The 19009-nt window shown below is 57.8% G+C and carries 16 protein-coding genes and 1 pseudogene; 10 read left to right on the top strand and 7 right to left on the bottom strand.

Going from position 1 to position 19009, the window contains the following annotated elements; all coding sequences use genetic code 11:
• Window positions 1–12 precede the first annotated feature (12 nt).
• A complete protein-coding gene (rlmB, locus tag EKM04_RS11865; RefSeq protein ID WP_183897663.1) occupies window positions 13–894 on the top strand; it encodes a 23S rRNA (guanosine(2251)-2'-O)-methyltransferase RlmB in 882 nt (293 codons plus the stop codon).
• A 33-nt stretch (window positions 895–927) separates the two neighbouring features.
• Window positions 928–1314, top strand: a complete 387-nt coding sequence (locus tag EKM04_RS11860) for an acyl-CoA thioesterase (RefSeq protein ID WP_183897664.1) — start codon at window positions 928–930, stop codon at window positions 1312–1314.
• Between the two features lie 23 nt (window positions 1315–1337).
• On the opposite strand, the gene EKM04_RS11855 is transcribed toward EKM04_RS11860, so the two are convergent.
• Together EKM04_RS11855 and EKM04_RS11850 are read right to left on the bottom strand one after the other, a co-directional pair.
• Window positions 1338–2519, bottom strand: a complete 1182-nt coding sequence (locus EKM04_RS11855) for a DUF1501 domain-containing protein (RefSeq protein WP_183897665.1) — start codon at window positions 2517–2519, stop codon at window positions 1338–1340.
• Window positions 2520–2523: 4 nt separating this feature from the next.
• Window positions 2524–4068 carry a DUF1800 domain-containing protein gene (locus EKM04_RS11850; protein WP_183897666.1) on the bottom strand — a complete coding sequence of 515 codons (1545 nt, stop codon included), beginning with the start codon at window positions 4066–4068 and terminating at the stop codon, window positions 2524–2526.
• A gap of 164 nt (window positions 4069–4232) precedes the next feature.
• Here EKM04_RS11850 and EKM04_RS11845 point away from each other — a divergent pair, with 164 nt between their 5' ends.
• Together EKM04_RS11845 and EKM04_RS11840 are read left to right on the top strand one after the other, a co-directional pair.
• Window positions 4233–4637: a DUF2946 family protein gene (locus EKM04_RS11845; protein WP_174152645.1), complete on the top strand. Its 405-nt coding sequence runs from the start codon at window positions 4233–4235 to the stop codon at window positions 4635–4637.
• An 84-nt stretch (window positions 4638–4721) separates the two neighbouring features.
• Window positions 4722–6140, top strand: coding sequence for a PepSY-associated TM helix domain-containing protein (locus tag EKM04_RS11840; RefSeq protein WP_174152644.1), 1419 nt, complete (start codon window positions 4722–4724; stop codon window positions 6138–6140).
• Between the two features lie 58 nt (window positions 6141–6198).
• On the opposite strand, the gene EKM04_RS11835 is transcribed toward EKM04_RS11840, so the two are convergent.
• Window positions 6199–6651, bottom strand: coding sequence for an Lrp/AsnC family transcriptional regulator (locus tag EKM04_RS11835; protein WP_183897667.1), 453 nt, complete (start codon window positions 6649–6651; stop codon window positions 6199–6201).
• Window positions 6652–6770: 119 nt separating this feature from the next.
• Here EKM04_RS11835 and EKM04_RS11830 point away from each other — a divergent pair, with 119 nt between their 5' ends.
• Window positions 6771–7739: a nucleoside recognition protein gene (locus tag EKM04_RS11830; protein ID WP_183897668.1), complete on the top strand. Its 969-nt coding sequence runs from the start codon at window positions 6771–6773 to the stop codon at window positions 7737–7739.
• 75 nt (window positions 7740–7814) lie between these two features.
• Here the strand turns inward: EKM04_RS11830 and EKM04_RS11825 are convergent, their stop codons facing one another.
• From EKM04_RS11825 to EKM04_RS11815, 3 genes are read right to left on the bottom strand one after another with little or no spacing between them, the layout of a single operon-like run.
• A complete protein-coding gene (locus EKM04_RS11825) occupies window positions 7815–8279 on the bottom strand; it encodes a GNAT family N-acetyltransferase (RefSeq protein WP_183897669.1) in 465 nt (154 codons plus the stop codon).
• A 23-nt stretch (window positions 8280–8302) separates the two neighbouring features.
• On the bottom strand, window positions 8303–9112 hold the full coding sequence (locus tag EKM04_RS11820; protein WP_183897670.1) for a cell envelope integrity TolA family protein: 810 nt from the start codon (window positions 9110–9112) through the stop codon (window positions 8303–8305).
• A 14-nt stretch (window positions 9113–9126) separates the two neighbouring features.
• Window positions 9127–9480: a DMT family protein gene (locus tag EKM04_RS11815; RefSeq protein ID WP_174152640.1), complete on the bottom strand. Its 354-nt coding sequence runs from the start codon at window positions 9478–9480 to the stop codon at window positions 9127–9129.
• Window positions 9481–9731: 251 nt separating this feature from the next.
• On the opposite strand from EKM04_RS11815, the gene uvrB reads away from it, so the two are divergent.
• From uvrB to EKM04_RS11795, 4 genes and pseudogenes are all read left to right on the top strand, one after another.
• Window positions 9732–12749, top strand: coding sequence for an excinuclease ABC subunit UvrB (gene uvrB / locus EKM04_RS11810; RefSeq protein ID WP_183897671.1), 3018 nt, complete (start codon window positions 9732–9734; stop codon window positions 12747–12749).
• A pseudogene (locus EKM04_RS11805) lies at window positions 12685–13203 on the top strand (alpha/beta hydrolase); the annotation flags it as partial. The gene uvrB and the pseudogene EKM04_RS11805, both read left to right, overlap by 65 nt.
• A gap of 141 nt (window positions 13204–13344) precedes the next feature.
• Window positions 13345–14409, top strand: a complete 1065-nt coding sequence (locus EKM04_RS11800) for a GTP pyrophosphokinase (RefSeq protein WP_183897673.1) — start codon at window positions 13345–13347, stop codon at window positions 14407–14409.
• Between the two features lie 89 nt (window positions 14410–14498).
• Window positions 14499–14966, top strand: a complete 468-nt coding sequence (locus EKM04_RS11795; protein ID WP_183897674.1) for a PRC-barrel domain-containing protein — start codon at window positions 14499–14501, stop codon at window positions 14964–14966.
• 220 nt (window positions 14967–15186) lie between these two features.
• On the opposite strand, the gene parC is transcribed toward EKM04_RS11795, so the two are convergent.
• Window positions 15187–17466 (bottom strand): DNA topoisomerase IV subunit A, encoded by a 2280-nt coding sequence (gene parC, locus EKM04_RS11790; protein WP_183897675.1) that lies wholly within the window; start codon window positions 17464–17466, stop codon window positions 15187–15189.
• 226 nt (window positions 17467–17692) lie between these two features.
• Between parC and EKM04_RS11785 the strand changes: the two genes are divergently transcribed.
• Complete coding sequence (locus EKM04_RS11785; protein ID WP_183897676.1) at window positions 17693–18883, top strand: aq_1923 C-terminal domain; 1191 nt, start codon at window positions 17693–17695, stop codon at window positions 18881–18883.
• Window positions 18884–19009: the final 126 nt, after the last annotated feature.

Raw genomic sequence — 19009 nt, 5'->3', positions numbered from 1 at the left:
ATATAAGACGGCATGAGCAAAGACGATCCCAACGAAAAATCCACTCGCGACACACACTATGCAACGCTGCGCCGTCAGGTCCGCGATGCCAAGAGAGAACGTGGCGAAATTCCCACTCCGGCTTTTCAGAAGCGCAAGCCTCGTGGCGGCGAAGACTGGAAAGCGCCCCAACTGGCGCCTGATCAGGTCCATCTTTATGGTCTGCACACCGTTCGCGCGGCCCTGGCCAACAAGGAACGCCAGATCGTCAAGTTGTCGGTGACCATGAACGCGCTCGCTCGTCTGGAGATCGGCACGGCGGAAGAACAATCCTTTCCGGTTGAGATGGTGTCACCGCAGGATATCGACAAGGTTCTCGGTCCCGATGCCATCCACCAAGGTGTGATGCTGGAAACCAAACCCCTCCCCATGCGCAAGCTTTCGGCGCTGAAGGACAGCCCTCTCATTCTGGTGCTGGATCAGGTGACCGACCCCCACAATGTCGGCGCCATCATGCGTTCGGCTGTCGCCTTCAATGCGGGCGCGCTGATCACCACGATGCGTCACAGCCCGACCGAGTCGGGTGTCCTGGCGAAATCCGCGTCCGGTGCGCTCGAAATGATTCCCTATATTCAGGTCACCAATCTGGCCGATGCGCTGGGCGAGTTGCACAAGCTCGGCTTTACCTCGATTGGTTTGGACTCGGAAGGCCCTGCCCCCATCGAGCAGACATTCAGCGGCAACAAGATCGCTCTGGTTCTCGGTGCTGAAGGCAAGGGCTTGCGTCAGAAAACACGCGAGACCGTTTCTGCATTGGCACGGCTGGATATGCCGGGCGAGATCAAGTCGCTCAATGTATCGAATGCGGCGGCCATCGCGCTTTATGCGACCGGTCAGTTTCTGGCCAAGACATAACCCCTTCTCGACCAACCGTTCATTGGAGAACCCATGCCAGACACGATCAAACCGACCGGCGAACTCACGCTTCGCACACTCGCCATGCCAGCGGATGCAAATCCGGCAGGCGATATCTTCGGCGGTTGGGTCATGTCGCAGATGGACTTGGCAAGCGGCATTCGCGCCGCTGAACGGGCGCGCTGTCGCGTGGTGACGGCAGCGGTCAAGGAGATGGCGTTCGAGCTTCCCGTCAAGATCGGCGATACCATGTCCATTTACACGGAGATCACCCGTGTCGGACGCACCTCGATCACGCTGACCGTTGAAGCCTGGGCGCAGCGGTCCCGCTACGACGCGCTTGAAAAAGTGACCGCCGGCACCTTCATCATGGTCGCGATGGATGAGCACGGAAAGCCTACGCCCATTTCGAAGGCGTGATCTGAGGACAGATGTCAACCTCTTCAGACCTTGAGATAGGCTGACGATCTGTCGAAGCTGAGCCCCGGAAACACGCTGTTTGTAAGGGCGTCCGCACCCACATCGAATTGCCTGTAGAGCATGGCTGCAGCAAGTTCACGCACGTCACCGGTCGGCATCAGATCCCTGTTGTCGAGAAGTTTTCCATCCGAGAGCCCTGGCCAGTTGCCCAGCACGCGACCTCCGTCGATACCGCCACCGGCGAGGATCGCCAGACCGCCGGTGCCGTGGTCTGTTCCACCGGTACCGTTTTCGCGAACCGTGCGCCCGAATTCCGTCATGGCCAACACCACCGTCTTTTTCCAAACGTCCGGCCCGAGCGATTCTTTCAGTGCCATTAATGCGATGGTCAAATCCTTGACCGTGCGCGCAAACTGGCCTTTCTGGCCCGCATGCGTATCCCAGCCATCGACGGAAAAGGCAGCGATGCGATAATCCTCGCGCAACAGCCCGCCGGCAAGCCTGGCGACGTCGCGAATGCCCTCACCGCGCTTCTGATCCTGAAACAACTGCTCAGCAGACATGTCCGTGCGCAAGGCTTCCGCCAGCACGCGGTTGAAATCCGGGTCGTTGGCGTAGAGCCGTTTGAAGAAGGCAACGTCGTCAGCGCCCATGGTCATATCGGACGTGGATGCCCAGACATCGGCTTCGTTCGGACCTGACAGGAGAAGCTCCATGGATGTCTTGATGTCGATGGCCTTGCGATCGTTGGACCGTGGGATGCTGGATAGCGCCCGGTTCAGCCATCCCGTACGTTCACCGTGAACGTGGTTGGCGCCGCTTTCGAGAATGTCCTGTCCGTCGAAGTGGCTGCGTTCATCCCGGTAAGGGGTGGAGACCGCGTGAACGAAGGCAAGTTCCCTGCTTTGCCACAGCGGCATCAACGGCTGGGCAGCCGGGTTCAGACCGAAGTGGCCGTCGAGATCGATAAGACCCGTGTCCGGCGTCAGCGCCAAAGTCGGGCGAAAACCGGCAAAGGCCGTTTCACCATAGGGCTGAACGAGATCGAGCCCGTCCATAGCGCCGCGCAGAATGATCGTGACGAACCTGTTATCGCCGGGCATGGCAGCAAAACTGACAGGAGAGAACGCTGGCAATGCCGCTGCGCAGCACGCCATCGCCAGAAAACTGCGTCGGCTGATCAGCATATCCTGAGACAAAGCCATCATCCTACCTCCTGTTGAATTCGGGCGAAGACAGTGCGAGCGTCATGCCGCTGACACGGCTGGGCGCTTGGGTGACGACGCGAATGGTATCGTCGCGCGCCATCTCTGCCATCGCCACTTCCAGAAGCCGCTTCGGCTCCATGTCACCACCCAGTGAGCTTGATGCTTTGCGAGCCCAAAGGATACGCTCGCTCATCTGACTGGGGGACAACCAGGATGCGACACCCTCTTCGAAGCCTGCCGGGCTCGGCGGCTGCCACACCGGCTGTCCCATGCGCCTGAGGGAAGCGAGCGTCAGAACCCGCGCGAGGCTCTGCTTGGGTTTCGGCTTCTGGAGCGGCGGCTGAGCGTCCGTCTTCATATCGGATGCAGGCCTGTCCATCGTCATGTGGGGACTGTCCGGCATGCCCGTGCTACTGTCGTCCTTTGTCTCTAGTGGCATTGGCGCAGCAGTCGGCGCGACTTCGTTATCACCGGTTGGAGACAATCGTTCCTGCCAGTTCTTGTGGGTGATCCCGAAGGCCCGCAGCCCGGAAACGACATAGTCGAACGGCAATTTCATTTTCCGGCCCGGCTCGGCCCATGCACGGGGATGATTGAGCATGGCGGCATAGACTTTCACAAGGTTGCCCTTGCTTGCCTTCCACTCATCGACCATGGCAGCCAGCACATCCGGCGGCACGTCATCGGCGATGAAGTGCGCCGCCAGCTTGCGACACACATGAACCGCCGTCTCCGGTCGCGTCGCCAGGTCATCCAGCATATCGAGACAATCATCTGCCGTGCGCTGGTCACCACCATAGGAAACGCCCAGCACCTTGATCTGACCCGGTTCTGCCATGCCGGGACGAAACAGCATCTCGTTTCGGTCATCCACCGTCATGCCCGTCAGAACGAGTGCGGCAGAGCGCACATCGGCCTGGGTGTAGCCACTGCCTGCCCCCATCGTATGGAGTTCAAGCAATTCCCGACCGAGATTTTCATTGAGGCCGCGCTTGCCCTTTGCGGCCGCCGCCGATCCCGGGCCCGTCGAGCGGTTCTGATCCAGATAGATCAACATGGCGGGATGCAGCACCGCTGCCTGTAAGAGATTGCGGAAAGGGCCAGCCAGATGTGGCCGGATTGCCTCCACCTCGTAAAGCGGGGTAACGAGGCGCATCGGCACGGCCTTGCGGGCATTGACGGAGAAGTGGTCCACCCAAAACGAGGCGAGCCGCTCGTGGAAGCCGTAAGGTGAGAAGACCGCCTGCATGACCCTTGCCATGCTGTCGCGCTGGAAACTCTGCTCGGCCTTCTGTTGGATCAGCTTGCGGCCATCGCGATCCAGTTCGCCGCCATTTTTACCGGCACTGGTCGCAACAAGCCTGTCTGCGAGGTCGTCGGATCGCTGTCGCGCTTCGAACGCTCCTCCGACGGGGAAAAACGGTTCTTTCAATGGTGCATCAGCAAGCTGTACCAGCAGGTCGTCCGGATTCCGGTTCAGTACCTGGCCGGGTGAAAGCCCATAGCCATAGCGGATCGCCGCCATCGTTGGAGAAAATGAAGCCATTTCCGGCACTCCTGCCAACAATAAGATGGTGCGAAAATCTCCTCCAATTCCGGCAAAAAAGCCGCGAAAGCATGGTCTTTTTCAGACATGGACAATTTGTAACGCACGGGATGAGCAGAATGTCGCGGTGACAACGCAATCGAACTGTGGCACTGAGTCTCGCCATGAAGTTCGTTCGCAAAATCATGCAGGATCGCAGTTCGGCTGGCGCTGTCGCCATGCTGGCGCTTTTGCTGTTTTTGCTGCAGGGGCTTGCCACCGGCGTTGCGAATGGCAGCATGGCCGCCACGGCACTGTCCGCAGATGACGTCATCTGTTCCAGCCACACTCCTGCAAGCGCGATCGACAAAAAGGATACCGGCACCAAGGCTGCGGATAATTGCTGCGGTGCGCTCTGCCGCCTCGCTTCCGCGTCGGCCGTCGCCCTGCTGGTCACGTCGACCGAACTCACTGTCGGCACCGTTCCAAAAACGGACGTCGCGTCGCTTCATCACGATGCTGGCCTTTTGCCTGCCCCGCCCAATCGCGAATCGCAACCGCGCGCCCCGCCGTTCAACCCGCAGTCCTGAGAGCACGAAACCGGCTTGAGACACGCGCTGCAACGCCGCGCGCCAGCTCTGGCCAAACATCTCATCGTCTTGCGGAGACATCTCATGTCCGTGACAACCTCCTATCAGGCGGAGCGCACGCCCGCGCAATCTGCGTCCGTCAATCTCTACCGCGCCGTCTGGCGCTGGCATTTCTACGCTGGCCTTTTCGTCCTGCCTTTCATGATAACGCTGGCCATCACCGGCGCGCTCTATCTGTTCAGGGACGAACTGGATAACGTCATCCATTCCGATCTCAAACGCGTCGAAATGGTCCAGAACACACCCGCCGCCCGTCCGTCGGATATCGTCGCAAGCGCGCTTGCGTCTGTGCCGGGCACAGCGGTCAAATACACCACGCCTGCCGATCCCGGCGCATCGACGGAAATCACGGTCGCTACGCCGCAGGGCAAGCAAGCGGTCTATGTGAACGGCTATACGGGCCAAGCCCTCGGCCCCCTGCCAGATCGCGGCACCGTCATGTGGACGATCCGCTATCTCCACAGCCTCAAATATTTCGGCACCTATGCGCGCTATCTCATCGAGATCGCCGCTGGCTGGTCCATCCTTCTGGTTGCGACCGGCATCTACCTCTGGTGGCCCCGCCAGCAGAGCGGCGGCGTCGTCACCGTGCGCGGAACGCCAAAAAAGCGTGTTTTCTGGCGGGATCTGCACGCCGTCACCGGCCTTTTCGTCGGCGCTTTCATCGTCTTCCTCGCCGTCACCGGAATGCCCTGGTCCGGCGTTTGGGGTGCCAAGGTCAACGAATGGGCCAATGGCAGCAATTACGGATATCCGGCTGGCGTGCGCACGGATATTCCGATGTCCGGCGCAAAACTCGATGATGTCTCAAAGACCTCGTGGTCGCTGGAGCAGGCAAAAATCCCCACCTCCGGCGGCCACGATCACGGCCAGCACGACGACACCATGAACATGGCCGATATGGGTGACATGGATATGAGCCCTACGTCGATCGGCATCGACAAGGCCATTTCCCGCTTCAATGACCTCGGCCTGTCGCCCGGTTACACCGTCGCGCTGCCCACGAAACCAGAGGGCGTCTACAGCGGCTCCGTCTATCCCGACGATCTGTCGAAACAGCGTGTTATCCATCTGGATCAATATAGCGGCGAACCGCTGATCGACATGACCTATGCGGATTACGGTCCGCTCGGCAAAAGTCTGGAATGGGGCATCAACGTCCATATGGGCCAGCAATACGGGCTGGCAAACCAGATCGTGCTGGCGATTGCCTGCCTCGGCATTATGCTTCTGGCCGTCTCCGGTGGCATCATGTGGTGGAAACGCCGTCCGAAGGGCTCGCTCGGCGTACCGCCCATGCCGCAAAGCCGGCGCACGCTCTATGGCCTCGCCGCCATCCTCGCCATCGGCGGCATTCTCTTCCCGCTGGTGGGAGTGAGCCTTCTGGTGATGCTCGTCCTCGATCTCGTCGTTCAGAGGCTGACGAAGCGCCGAGCAGCATGAAATGGAGGCCGGGAGCAATCCCGGCACTCTGCTTTCACGGATCAAGACGGCGACCTCTTCAAAGCCTGATTGCTGTCTCTTCCTTCGCCGTCCTGATCACGATCATAGTGAAGAAGCGCGCGACGTTGGTCTGATCACGGAAAAGCCTGTCGCAGAGCACGTCGAACTCCTCCATGTCTCGCAAGCGTAACATCAAGACGACGTCCGTTTCACCGGTTACCGCATAGGCTTGTGAAACGGCCTCTTCTTTAGCCGCGATATCCAGAAAGCGGCGCATATGCTGCTCGCCATGCAACTTCAGCTCCACCGTGACGAGCGCCTTGATACCCCGCCCCGATTTGGCGGAATTGAGGATCGCAACGATACGGTCGATAACGCCTGATTTTCGTAGGCGTTGCATCCGGCGCAGACAGCTAGAGGGCGACAGCCCCACCTCGTCAGCCATCTCAATATTCGTGCGCGAAGCATCACGCTGCATCAAATTCAGAAGTTTTTTGTCGATCCCGTCCATTCAGACAAATTATCTCAGTGGATACGATTTGCAATAAAATTGCACAAGAACACAATCTTTGACCACAAATTCGAAATGGCTCGCGCTAGCAGATGGAGACCCACTGAGAGGATTTCTCCATGAAATTTTTGACACCTTTTTTGAAAACGACGCGTGACACATTTGCGATTTATTGGGTGCTTGTTCGGATCACGATTCCCCTTGCGATCCTCACCGAGGTTCTGTCTCGCATGGGTGCAATCGAAGCCGCATCACCAGCGTTTGCGCCGGTCATGAACCTGATCGGCTTACCCTCCGAGTTGGGCTTGGCGTGGCTCACCGCCATGCTGGTGGGGATATGGGGCGCCATTCCGCTCATTTTCACGCTTGTTCCAGCGTCGTCTCTCAGCGTTGCAGATGTCACGGTGTTCTCTGCGCTCATCCTGTTTGCGCATGGTCTACCAATCGAGCAAAAGATTATTCAGCAGGCCGGTCCCGGCATGGCGACCACCACCACACTGCGTATCGCGGGTGGTTTGCTCTATGCCTTTCTCCTGCATCATGTCTTGCAAGGCACCGGTTGGCTATCCGATCCCGTCAGTCCCGCATGGATACCAATGAGCGCTACGCCTGACTGGGCCGTGTATTTTCTTGGTCTCTTGGAAACGATGATCTCCATGCTGGTCATTCTCTTTGCACTGTCGTGGAGCCTCGAAATCCTCAAAGCAATAGGACTGATGAAGGTGATGATGACCGCTCTGGCACCCGTATTGCGTCTCGCTGGCATCAAGGGCGAAGCCGCCAACCTCACCGCCATCGGCTTGTTTCTGGGCATATCCTATGGCGCAGGCCTGCTTATCCGCGAAGCCAGGTCCGGCACTATATCCCCACGCCAAATCTTTCTCTCCTGCGTCTTCATGGGCTTCGCGCACAGCGTAATCGAGGACACACTTCTGATGGTTTCGCTCGGTGCCGACATCTACAGCATCCTCATCGGGCGCGTCATCTTCGCGGTGATGGCGACGGCAGCGATTGCCGCTGTGCTTTACAGCGTATCAGACAAGACATTCTTCGCGCGCATATTCAGACTGCACGCCAGAGAGGTGTGACGTAAATAGGGGATATTGGGAAGCCGGGAAAATCCCGGCTCTGTCCAACGTCACTCAAGCCGGAAACTCGAAGAATCATTCCACTCGATAAGACTTGCACACCCGTCCCTCTGGCATGCGATAGGTCCGAAACCCCATTGCCTCATAATAGGCCTGCCCCAGCTGATTATCCGCACCGATGCTCGCGTCGATATGCTCAAGCCCGGCAGCTTTGGCAGCCGTTAGCGTTGTGCGAAAAAGAGCTGCACCCACGCCCTGGCGCGCAGCATTTGGACTGACATGGGTTCCAATGATGCCCCAGCCCTGCTCAACGCCATAGGGATTGCCAGCTGCAGTCGCCAATCTCAGCGACTGAAATCCGAGAATACGGCCATCATCATCGACAGCCACTGTGCACTGGATACGATCCTCGGCCGTGATGTAGTGGGCCAGTACGGTCGCGACATCCGTCGGCGTCTTGCGCAGCCCCGCCGCAAAGATTTCGTTTTGCACGGCGGCCATGCCCTCGGCATCGTCTAACTCTGCGGGACGCACGATCATCGTCTCTCCAATCACAGGAACGCTCAGCTTTTCAAGTCACACAGCTTGAGGAACTGACCCAATTCATTCTGCATGTCGTCGAACTTGAAAAATGCGGAATGCCCATTTTCGCTGGCGAACTCAAGGTAGCCTTTTGCATCGCCCATCGCTTTCAGATGTTTCGCTGCAACCGCGCCCTCGAAGCCGAGATACTCTGCGACACGCGTGTACTTTCTCTTTTCCGTCGTCTGGCCGTACATCATCATTACATTTTGCGGCTGCGTCTGATCGCGGCCTACGCCGAAATCGACACCGATGGCGAACCCGTTCGGCTTTTCTTCTGGAACGCACATGAACATGACCATGGTCTCACGACCATCCCATGATGTGGCCTGCTGCGCTATGCCGTTGGCGACCCTGCCACCGCTGCTGAACTGCGGCATCAGCGATGTCACACCGGTTTCCTTGTTCTGTCGCTTGGATTGCCCCGAAGCATCATCCGACGAGAAGTTCAGTGTTAATTCGCGCCAGTCTTCGTAGCTATCCGCGAATTTCGCCAGGTCAAACGGCGCACAGCGCAGAACGGCACGGCGCGCCGCTTCCGCATAGACCGCGAACGCAGGGTCCTCTGAATGGTTGGCTACGACGACGGATTTTACCGATCCGTCCCGTTCAAGCTGAGCATTCAAAATCGGTAGGACCACCGGCGGTTCAGCCGCCACGGTCCAGCATCGCGCGATCTGCGGAGCAAGCGCGGCAGAAACGCGCGGATCTGGTTCCTTGGCCTGCGATTGGCCCACGAAAGATGCCACAAGGAAGGCAGCGGAAATTGCTGCGGTCCAATTGGAATTCATAGCAAAGACCCTATTCAAGACCGGAACAGGAACGACGCACCAAATGCGATCAGGGCAAAGCCGATCACGTGGTTGATCGTCAGGCTTTCCTTCAGCCAGAAGACCGAAAACAGCGCGAAGACCGTCAGCGTGATGACTTCCTGCATCGTCTTCAACTGTGCCGTGGAATAGACCTCGGAGCCCATGCGGTTGGCTGGAACGGCGAGGCAATATTCGAAGAAGGCGATCCCCCAACTCGTCATGATCGCGAAGAACAGCAGGCTGCCCTTGTGCTTGAGGTGTCCGTACCATGCGAATGTCATGAAGACGTTCGAGGCGATCAGCATGATGACCGGCCAGATATGCGCAGGGGTTATGGAAAAAGGCATGATGCACCTTGGAATTGGGAGAGGGAAAATTGACCAGAAGGGGGAACAAGTCCCGGCTTGCGACGTCTTGCTTAGCGCAGGATGCAGCAAACAGGAACAGGATTTTAAGGCGCTCTTCACGGAACAGTCAGAGCGCGTGAAGAACGCAGAAGCCAATAACAGGTTCCAACGTGCCACGACGTTTCCTGTTTGTACTCCTTTTTTCGACCCCGCCCCTTCCCTTTCAACCGGACTCTCTCCATATTCCGCCCATGGCCAGATCACCTAAAACACCCTCCGCTAAAACCTCCCGCTCCGATGGCTTCGCCGAGATGCCACAAGCCGAATTCGAAGGCGCGCCGCTGTCCGGCAGCGTTTCGGACTGGGTCAAGCAGCTGGAAGCGGATGCCGAGGCATCCTCCGTCGAGACCCAGCGCGAAGTGGCCTCCAAGGCGGGCAAGCACCGCAAGAAGATCGAGATCGAGGCACGCAAGCAGGCCATCGACGAGGCCGCCAAGGCCAATGCCAGCGTCAACAAGAAGACCACGGCGCAGAAGACGTCACGCGGTTCATCCATCGGCGCCTCCAACGATCCGAAAACCCGCGCCGCCGCCGGTCTCAATCCGGTCGCGGGCATGGATGTCAGCCTCGAGGATGCCGAAAACCTCGCAACCGGCGCCGTCACCGCCACTGTGGAGGCGCTGTCGGCGCTGATCGAAAGCGGCAATCCGCTGTTCAAGGACGGCAAGATGTGGACGCCGCATCGCCCTGCCCGTCCGCCGAAATCCGAAGGCGGCATCACCATCCGCATGGCCTCGGATTTCGAACCGGCGGGCGATCAGCCCACGGCCATTGCCGATCTGGTCGAAGGCATCAATTCCGGGGAACGGTCACAGGTTCTGCTCGGCGTCACCGGCTCCGGCAAGACCTTCACCATGGCCAAGGTCATCGAGGCCACCCAGCGTCCCGCCGTCATTCTGGCGCCCAACAAGACACTAGCGGCGCAGCTCTATTCGGAGTTCAAGAACTTCTTCCCCGAAAATGCGGTGGAATATTTCGTCTCCTATTACGATTACTACCAGCCGGAAGCCTATGTGCCGCGCTCCGATACCTTCATCGAGAAGGAATCCTCGATCAACGAACAGATCGACCGCATGCGCCACTCCGCCACCCGCTCGTTGCTGGAGCGCGACGACTGCATCATCGTCGCCTCCGTGTCCTGCATTTACGGTATCGGCTCGGTGGAAACCTACACCGCCATGACGTTCCAGATGGCGATTGGCGACAGGCTGGATCAACGTCAGCTTCTGGCCGACCTCGTGGCCCAGCAATACAAGCGCCGCGACATGGATTTCCAGCGCGGCTCGTTCCGGGTGCGTGGCGATACCATTGAAATTTTCCCGGCCCACCTGGAAGATGCCGCATGGCGCATTTCCATGTTCGGCGACGAGATTGACAGCATCACCGAATTCGACCCCCTGACCGGCCAGAAGACCGGCGATCTGCAATCGGTGAAGATCTACGCCAATTCGCATTATGTCACCCCGCGCCCCACGCTGAACGGCGCCATCCGCTCCATCAAGGAAGAGCTGAAAGGCCGCCTTGCAGAGCTGGAAAAGGCCGGTCGTCTGCTGGAAGCGCAGCGGCTGGAACAGCGCACCCGCTACGATATCGAGATGCTGGAAGCCACCGGCTCCTGCGCGGGTATCGAGAACTATTCGCGGTACCTCACCGGCCGCAGCCCCGGTGAACCGCCGCCGACCCTGTTCGAATATATCCCCGATAACGCCCTGCTGTTCATCGATGAGAGCCACGTTTCCGTCAGCCAGATTGGCGGCATGTACCGGGGCGACTTCAGGCGCAAGGCGACGCTGGCCGAATATGGTTTCCGCCTGCCGTCGTGCATGGACAACCGCCCGCTGCGCTTCGAGGAATGGGATGCCATGCGCCCGCCAACCGTCGCCGTGTCGGCCACGCCCGGCAATTGGGAGATGGAACAGTCGGGCGGCGTCTTTGCCGAACAGGTCATTCGTCCCACCGGCCTCATCGATCCGCCGGTCGAAATCCGCTCCGCCCGCAGCCAGGTGGATGACGTGCTGGGCGAAATCCGCGAAACGGCGCAGGCCGGATACCGCACCCTCGTGACCGTGCTGACCAAGCGCATGGCAGAGGACCTCACCGAATATCTGCATGAACAGGGCGTGCGCGTGCGCTACATGCACTCGGATATCGACACACTGGAACGCATCGAGATCATTCGTGACCTCCGCCTTGGCGCCTTCGACGTGCTGGTCGGCATCAACCTGCTGCGCGAAGGTCTGGATATTCCCGAATGCGGCTTCGTCGCCATTCTGGATGCCGACAAGGAAGGCTTTTTGCGCTCGGAAACGTCGCTCATCCAGACCATCGGTCGCGCCGCCCGTAACGTCGATGGCAAGGTCATCCTTTACGCGGACAAGATCACCGGCTCGATGCAGCGGGCGATGGACGAAACCTCGCGCCGCCGCGAAAAGCAGGTGGCCTACAACACCGAACACGGCATTACACCTGAGTCGGTCAAGGCCCGCATTTCGGATATCCTCGACAGCGTCTACGAGCGCGATCACGTGCGCGCCGATATCTCCGGCACATCCGGCAAGGGTTTTGCGGATGGCGGTCATATGGTCGGCAACAATCTACAGGCCCATCTCAATGCGCTGGAAAAATCCATGCGCGACGCCGCCGCCGATCTCGACTTCGAAAAGGCCGCCCGCCTGCGCGACGAAATCAAACGCCTCAAAGCCGCCGAACTCGCCGCCATGGACGACCCGATTGCCAAGGAAGAAGCCAAATCACTTGAGGGCAGCAGCAGAGGCAAGCCCGGCAAAAAAGGCAGCGCGAGCGCCAACCGCGAGTCGATTTCCCCCCTTGAGGGGGAGATGTCCGGTAGGACAGAGGGAGGTGAACCAAACCCACCAGCCTCGAAATCTCTCTTCGCCAAACCATCGCTCGATGATATGGGCCCCGGCACAGACACCGCCAAACCCCTGTTCCGCAAAAACAGCCTCGACGAAATGACCGTCGGCCGCACCGAAAAACCCGTCAAGGGCGCAGCTCCGCCCAAGCCCAAAACCGAAGACGGCAAACGCTTCTCACCCCTGCTAGAAGGTCAACCCGACCGCGCCACCGGCGGCAAGGACGACCCACGCCCGATCGCGCGCGGCAAGGTTGGTGTAGGGAGCTATGAAGACCCGGGCGAGCAGAAGCGCAAGGGACGGACGAAGGGAAAGACTGGGCGGCCGGGGCGTTGAGACTCTAGTCGCTGGCCTCTCGGCCGCTATCTGGCAAAACGACCCGCCACCGGTCTCGATAAGTCACCCGCCGAACTGAAGCTCACTCAGGATAGCGCCTTCTTCCACCGTGTAGATCGCGCCAACATCACCAGCAGCGTCGTGCTTCCCTCCACCGGCGATCATTTCTCCGGCTCCTTCGGCACACCCTTCGACGCCCGACGCTTCAACGAGCAAAAGCTCTTCACGACAGTCGCCCAGCACCTCGTCAAAAAACAGGACCTCCCCCACCTACCTCACCGTCGGCGATGACGACGACTTCTCGCTATGGCGCGGCGCCATCGCCCTCCACGAAACCCTGCAAGCCGACAACCGCAAATCCGAACTACGGATCACGGATAGGGATCATGTTTGGGATGTGTGGAAAATGTCGATTATTGATGCGTTGAAGTTTGTGGATGGAGAGTGGTTATGAGTAAGCGGTACTCATTACTAGGAACGGGTTAAAAAAAGAGAGCGAGAGCGCCTCTTATATTAACAGAAAAACTTAAACGACAGATTGAATTGAAAGCAATTTTATCCCAGACTGATTTAGGTGCGCTTTACGGATACAATTATGGATTTAGAACATTGGCTTGATGAAATAATACCGAAGCACGAGAGATTAACAGAATCCGTTGTTTCGATAACGAAAAATCTTTTAGAAGATAATGGAATAGAATTCCTCTCTGTCACCGGGCGAACGAAGCAAACGGAAAGCATTCATGACAAGATAAAAAGGAAGAACTACAAAAACCCTCCCAAGGACATGACTGATATGTCTGGAATTAGGATAATATTATTTATCGAATCTGATATAAAGAAGGCATCAGATTTATTATCATTTTCTTTTAACGTCGACTGGCAAAACAGCAGCAATAAAGACAAAACTTTACTATCAAATCAGGTAGGCTATCGTTCAGTCCACTATGTCTGCGACCTAGGCTCTGAGCGTGCAAAATTACCAGAATATAGAGGATTAGGTGGGCTCAAGTTTGAGTTCCAAATCAGGACGGTATTGCAACACGCGTGGGCGGAACTTGCTCATGACCGCTCATACAAGTTTCGTGGCGCGCTGCCCGATGATTTACAACGTAGCCTCTATCTACACGCGGGACTACTTGAGATTGCAGACAAAGGCTTTAGTGAGATTGCCAAAAATATCGACAGTTACGCCGAGGAAGTCAACAAAAGTTATCAAGACGGAAACCTTGATGTTCCTATAAACTCTATTAGCTTAACGGAATTCATAGAAAACTGGGCCAGAAAAAATCAGTTTCCCCTTGAGCCGCATCAACACCTCGATATCATGAATGACCTTATTAAAGAATTGAGTGCGTTTGGCATTACAACTGTGCGACAGTTAAAAGATATTATTCCGGAAGATTACGTAAAAGTCACAAAAGAACTCGGCATAGAAACAAATATATATGGCTTAGTCAGGGACTGGATGGTTATTCGCGACGTTGAAAAAATTATGGGTACAGGTGTGAGGTGGAGTCTTTATGATCCTGAAACTCATGCAGCTGAAGTGGAAGTCTACGAAAGACTATCATCTCCGGAAAATTTCCAACTCATCTTAGAACATGTCGGAGAGGCTGATGACGAGGAGATTACCTTTTCAGGTTGGGACGACCCTTAGCCGACCTTGATTTAAGATACGGAACCAAATCCGCCCCCACCCGTTCTTTCCCCGAACACCACGTTCAGCATATAAAGGGAAGAAACATCATGAAAAACAAGATCTTCGCACTCGCTGCCGTTGCAGCTCTGACATCTTCTGTTGCCTTCGCACAGACAGCAACAACCGCTCCTTCGGCAGCACCGGCTGCTGGCGCTGATGCGACGATGGCTGGTCCTGGGATTACTATGGGCACCAAGGCCAACGGCCCTTTGAAGTTCGTCAACGTGCAGAAGACCGACCTCACAGCGTCGCAGCTGGATGGTCTTGATATCTACAATGCGCAGAACGAAAACATTGGTGAGATCGAAGACGTCGTGATTGGTGATGGCAAATCCGTCATCGGTCTGGTGGCCAGCGTCGGCGGCTTCCTGGGGATCGACAAGAGCTATGTGGTTCTTGACCCGGCCTCTGTCGCCATCAACAACGACAATGGCACATGGAAGGCCTATGTCGACACGACCAAGGAAGCGCTCGAAGCGGCTCCCAAGCTCGACTACGACAAAATGGACGATTGATCCTGCGAGATAGGCGGGGTTGTCCTGCCGGTCTTCAAGCCCACCGATTGTTGGATTTCTCCATCAATCGGTGGGCTTTTTTGTGGATGTCGGTGGGGCCGCACCGGTCAAGGATATCCGTTGCGTTGTGCTTGTGGTGATGTGGTCAGATCCCCGGCACAAGGCCGAGGATGACGTCGAGAGGCGGATGCCGTCGCGAGAGTTTGGGACCGCCCTGCCCTTACCCGCCGAATTTGCCGCTGCGCGGAAAACCCTTGGGCACGGTGCGGCCGGCGGTGGCGCGGTCGGCCATCCATTCCAGCAGTTCATTGGCGTTCTTGGAGAAGGCGCGCCCGGCGCTGTCTTCCCATGTCAGTCCGCTGGCCAGCGCAAAGCATTTGATGTCCGAAATGCCGCCGTCCTTGTAGCGTTGCAGGCGCACGCCCTTGCCGCGTGACATTTCCGGCACTTGCGACAGCGGGAAGGTCAGCATCTTGCGGTTTTCGCCGACGATGGCGACGTGATCGCCGGTCACTGGCACCAGCAGCTTCATTTCATCCGGCATGGCCACATTCATGATCTGCTTGCCCTTGCGGGTATTGGCCACCATGTCCGTCTCCGCAATCACGAAGCCGTTGCCAGCGGTGGAGGCCAGCAGCAGTTTGCGGGAGGGGTCGTGGACGAAGGCGCTCAGAATATCCTGATCGTTTTCCATATCCACCATGATGCGGACCGGCTCTCCATGGCCACGCCCGCCCGGCAGCTTGTCCGCGCCCAGCGTGTAGGCCTTGCCGCCGGTCGTCACCAGCAACAGCTTGTCGGTGGTCTGCGCCGGGAAGGCCAGCTTCGGGCCGTCGCCTTCCTTGAAGGTCAGGGCAGACGTGTCGGTCATGTGGCCCTTCAGCGCCCTGATCCAGCCCTTTTGCGAGATGACGATGGTGACGGGTTCTTTCTCGATCATCGACTGCTGGATGGCATCCATATCGGCGGTCGGAGCCATGGCGAACAGGGTGCGGCGTGCACCGAGCTTGGTCACCTTGGCGTATTTCTTTTTGACCTCTTCGATTTCCCAGGCCACCGTCTTCCACTGCTTGTCCGGCGAAGCGAGCAATGACTCGATCTCGGCCTTCTCGCTGCTCAGGCCTTCGAATTCCGTGCGGATTTCGAACTCTTCCAGCTTGCGCAGGGAGCGCAGGCGCATGTTGAGAATGGCTTCGGCCTGAATATCAGTGAGGTTAAAGCGGGCGACCATGACCGGCTTCGGCTCGTCTTCCTCGCGGATGATGGCAATGATCTCATCGATGTTGAGATAGGCGATGAGGAAGCCGCCGAGAATTTCCAGGCGGCGGTCGATGGCGGCCAGACGGAAGCGCGAGCGGCGCAGCAGCACGTCGCGGCGGTGGTCCAGCCATTCCTTCAGCACCTCGTTCAGCGCCATGACCTTGGGCACCCGGCCCATGGACAGAACGTTCATGTTGAGCGGGATGCGGTTTTCCAGATCGGACAGGCGGAACAGCGACTCCATCAGCAGCGTGGCATCGACGGTGCGGTTCTTGGGCACCAGCACGACGCGCACGTCCTCGGCGGATTCGTCACGCACATCTTCCAGCAGCGGCAGGCGCCGCGCCAGCAAAAGCTCGGCAATCTTCTCGATCAGCCGCGATTTCTGAACCTGATAGGGAATTTCGGTGATGACGATCTGATAGCCGCCGCGGCCCAGATCCTCGATTTCCCACTTCGCCCGTACGCGAAAACCGCCACGGCCGGTCTTGTAGGCATCGATGATGCTGTCGCGGCTTTCGATGATGACGCCACCTGTCGGCAGGTCCGGGCCTTCGATGCCGCCCTTTCCCGGATGAGCGGGATCGAACATCAGATCCTCGACGCTCGCTTCCGGGTTCTTGATCAGCCGCAGCGCGGCATCGCACAGCTCATGGGCGTTGTGCGGCGGAATGGAGGTCGCCATCCCCACGGCAATGCCGGAAGAGCCGTTGGCGAGAAGGTTGGGAAACGCGCCGGGCATAACGACCGGCTCTTCGTCTTCCTCGTTATAGGTCGGGCGAAAATCGACGGCATCCTGCTCGATGCCCTCCAGCAGAAGTGCTGCGACATCCGTCATGCGTGCTTCGGTGTAACGATAGGCGGCGGCGCCATCGCCATCGATATTGCCGAAGTTGCCCTGCCCGTCCACAATGGGATAGCGCTGGGAGAAATCCTGCGCCAGGCGCACAAGCGCATCATAGACCGACTGGTCGCCATGCGGGTGAAACTTACCGATGACGTCACCGACGATACGGGCGCATTTCTTGAACGCGGAGTTCGGGCGAATGCCCATCTCGCTCATGGCATGAATGATGCGGCGGTGCACCGGCTTCAAACCATCACGAACATCCGGTAGCGCACGGTGCATGATGGTCGATAGCGCGTAGGCCAGATAGCGCTCTTCGAGCGCCGCCTTCAAATCGATCGGCACAATATTGTTGTCGTCTCCGCCGGACGGAGGAAGAAGATTTTTTCCCATAGCGCTTGACTAGCGGAAAGGGCCAATCCCGGCAAGGAATCAGGGCTTTTGCGCTGTGGATGACCGGGGCCAAGCGTATATTTTTTGTTAATCTTGTTTTTATGCCGCAATTCGGCCATTCGTTGCAAAGTACGAATGCAGTAGACCGTCGCTATGCCTCGGATATAAATGCATGATTCCGGTTTTCGATAAGCCAACGTCCAAGATTCATCAGGGAAGAGACATAATGAGACTTCAATCTACACGGCATTTTCTGCTCGCAGGCGTTGCGGCCGTCGCGTTCGCATCACCCGCATTTGCACTCGATGGCGCAGACGTGCTCAAGAAGATCAACGATTCCTATCGCGTCCAGGGCGCTGAAATCGGCGCGAAGTCGATTGCCGTCGATGGGTCGACCGTTACGATGAGCGGCGTGACCTTCAACGCAACGACAGCCAAGGAGCAGGTCATTCCCCTCGGCAACGTCAGGCTTGAGGGTGTGGAGGAAGCCAATGGTGGTTACACCATCGAAAAGATGAGCTTTGATAACGTCAACTACGCCAAGGAAAATGTCGCGATCGACGTCAGCGACATCTACGTGTCCGGCATCGTCGTGCCTGCAGACGCGACCACTGGCACGGTGGATTCGATGCTGCTGTACGATGAGGCCCACAGCGGTCCGGTGTCGGTCAAGATCGATGGCAAGGAAACCTTCGCTCTCGAAGAAACAACGACGACGATGACCAAGAGCGAAGACGACAGCACCATCAGCTTCGATCTGAACGCAACCGGCTTCAAGGCCGATCTCAGCAACGTTCAAGACCCAAAGTCCAAGGAAGCGATCGACAAGCTTAAGGTTCAGTCGCTGAGTGGCGAAATGAACATGAGCGGTTCCTGGGAAATCGCGCCGGGTACGCTGACGATCGATGAATATGCCCTCGATCTGAAAGATGTCGGTCGCCTCAACATGGCCTTCAGCTTCTCCGGCTACACGCTGAACTTCATCAAGTCGATGCAGGATGCCGTCAAGGCGCAGGCGGCCAACCCCAACAAGGAACAGGCCGATCAGGCGGCTGGTCTCGCGATGCTCGGCCTCATGCAGCAGTTGAGCTTCAACAGCGCCGAAATCAGCTTCGACGATGCCAGCATCACCAAGCGCGCCATCGATTACGCGGCTGGTGAGCAAGGCATGTCCAGCGAGCAGCTGGCCCAGACCATCAAGGGCATGGTCCCGATCATGATGGCGCAGCTCAACGTGCCAGAGCTGCAGAACGCTGTTTCCGCCGCCGTCAACACCTATATCGACGATCCGAAGAACTTCACGATCTCGGCTGCACCGGCAAAGCCCGTGCCCTTCCCCATGATCATGGGTGCGGCCATGGGTGCCCCGAACACCATCCCGCAGGTGTTGGGCGTCACGGTTTCGGCCAACGAATAGTTTCACCGTTTCAGAACGACGAAAGCCCCGGATCACTCCGGGGCTTTCCAGACTGCTGACAAACCCGCCGATTTTTGTCGGTGGGTTTTTGCGTTTTTGGGCTTCTCGTTCAGGTGGTGTTTTCGC

It is taken from the genome of Rhizobium skierniewicense Ch11, assembly GCF_023757665.1.
Classification (GTDB): domain Bacteria; phylum Pseudomonadota; class Alphaproteobacteria; order Rhizobiales; family Rhizobiaceae; genus Agrobacterium; species Agrobacterium skierniewicense.
The sequence above is the reverse complement of the archived record's forward strand: the minus strand, read 5'-3'. Positions and strand labels throughout refer to the sequence as shown.

Coding starts and splice junctions, on each gene's coding strand:
- EKM04_RS11855 (WP_183897665.1), bottom strand. CDS start 2,519: ATGGCTTTGTCTCAGGATATGCTGATCAGCCGACGCAGTTTTCTGGCG.
- EKM04_RS11845 (WP_174152645.1), top strand. CDS start 4,233: ATGAAGTTCGTTCGCAAAATCATGCAGGATCGCAGTTCGGCTGGCGCT.
- EKM04_RS11820 (WP_183897670.1), bottom strand. CDS start 9,112: ATGAATTCCAATTGGACCGCAGCAATTTCCGCTGCCTTCCTTGTGGCA.
- EKM04_RS11795 (WP_183897674.1), top strand. CDS start 14,499: ATGAAAAACAAGATCTTCGCACTCGCTGCCGTTGCAGCTCTGACATCT.
- rlmB (WP_183897663.1), top strand. CDS start 13: ATGAGCAAAGACGATCCCAACGAAAAATCCACTCGCGACACACACTAT.
- EKM04_RS11830 (WP_183897668.1), top strand. CDS start 6,771: ATGAAATTTTTGACACCTTTTTTGAAAACGACGCGTGACACATTTGCG.
- EKM04_RS11860 (WP_183897664.1), top strand. CDS start 928: ATGCCAGACACGATCAAACCGACCGGCGAACTCACGCTTCGCACACTC.
- EKM04_RS11815 (WP_174152640.1), bottom strand. CDS start 9,480: ATGCCTTTTTCCATAACCCCTGCGCATATCTGGCCGGTCATCATGCTG.
- EKM04_RS11800 (WP_183897673.1), top strand. CDS start 13,345: ATGGATTTAGAACATTGGCTTGATGAAATAATACCGAAGCACGAGAGA.
- EKM04_RS11785 (WP_183897676.1), top strand. CDS start 17,693: ATGAGACTTCAATCTACACGGCATTTTCTGCTCGCAGGCGTTGCGGCC.
- EKM04_RS11825 (WP_183897669.1), bottom strand. CDS start 8,279: ATGATCGTGCGTCCCGCAGAGTTAGACGATGCCGAGGGCATGGCCGCC.
- EKM04_RS11835 (WP_183897667.1), bottom strand. CDS start 6,651: ATGGACGGGATCGACAAAAAACTTCTGAATTTGATGCAGCGTGATGCT.
- EKM04_RS11840 (WP_174152644.1), top strand. CDS start 4,722: ATGTCCGTGACAACCTCCTATCAGGCGGAGCGCACGCCCGCGCAATCT.
- parC (WP_183897675.1), bottom strand. CDS start 17,466: ATGGGAAAAAATCTTCTTCCTCCGTCCGGCGGAGACGACAACAATATT.
- EKM04_RS11850 (WP_183897666.1), bottom strand. CDS start 4,068: ATGGCTTCATTTTCTCCAACGATGGCGGCGATCCGCTATGGCTATGGG.
- uvrB (WP_183897671.1), top strand. CDS start 9,732: ATGGCCAGATCACCTAAAACACCCTCCGCTAAAACCTCCCGCTCCGAT.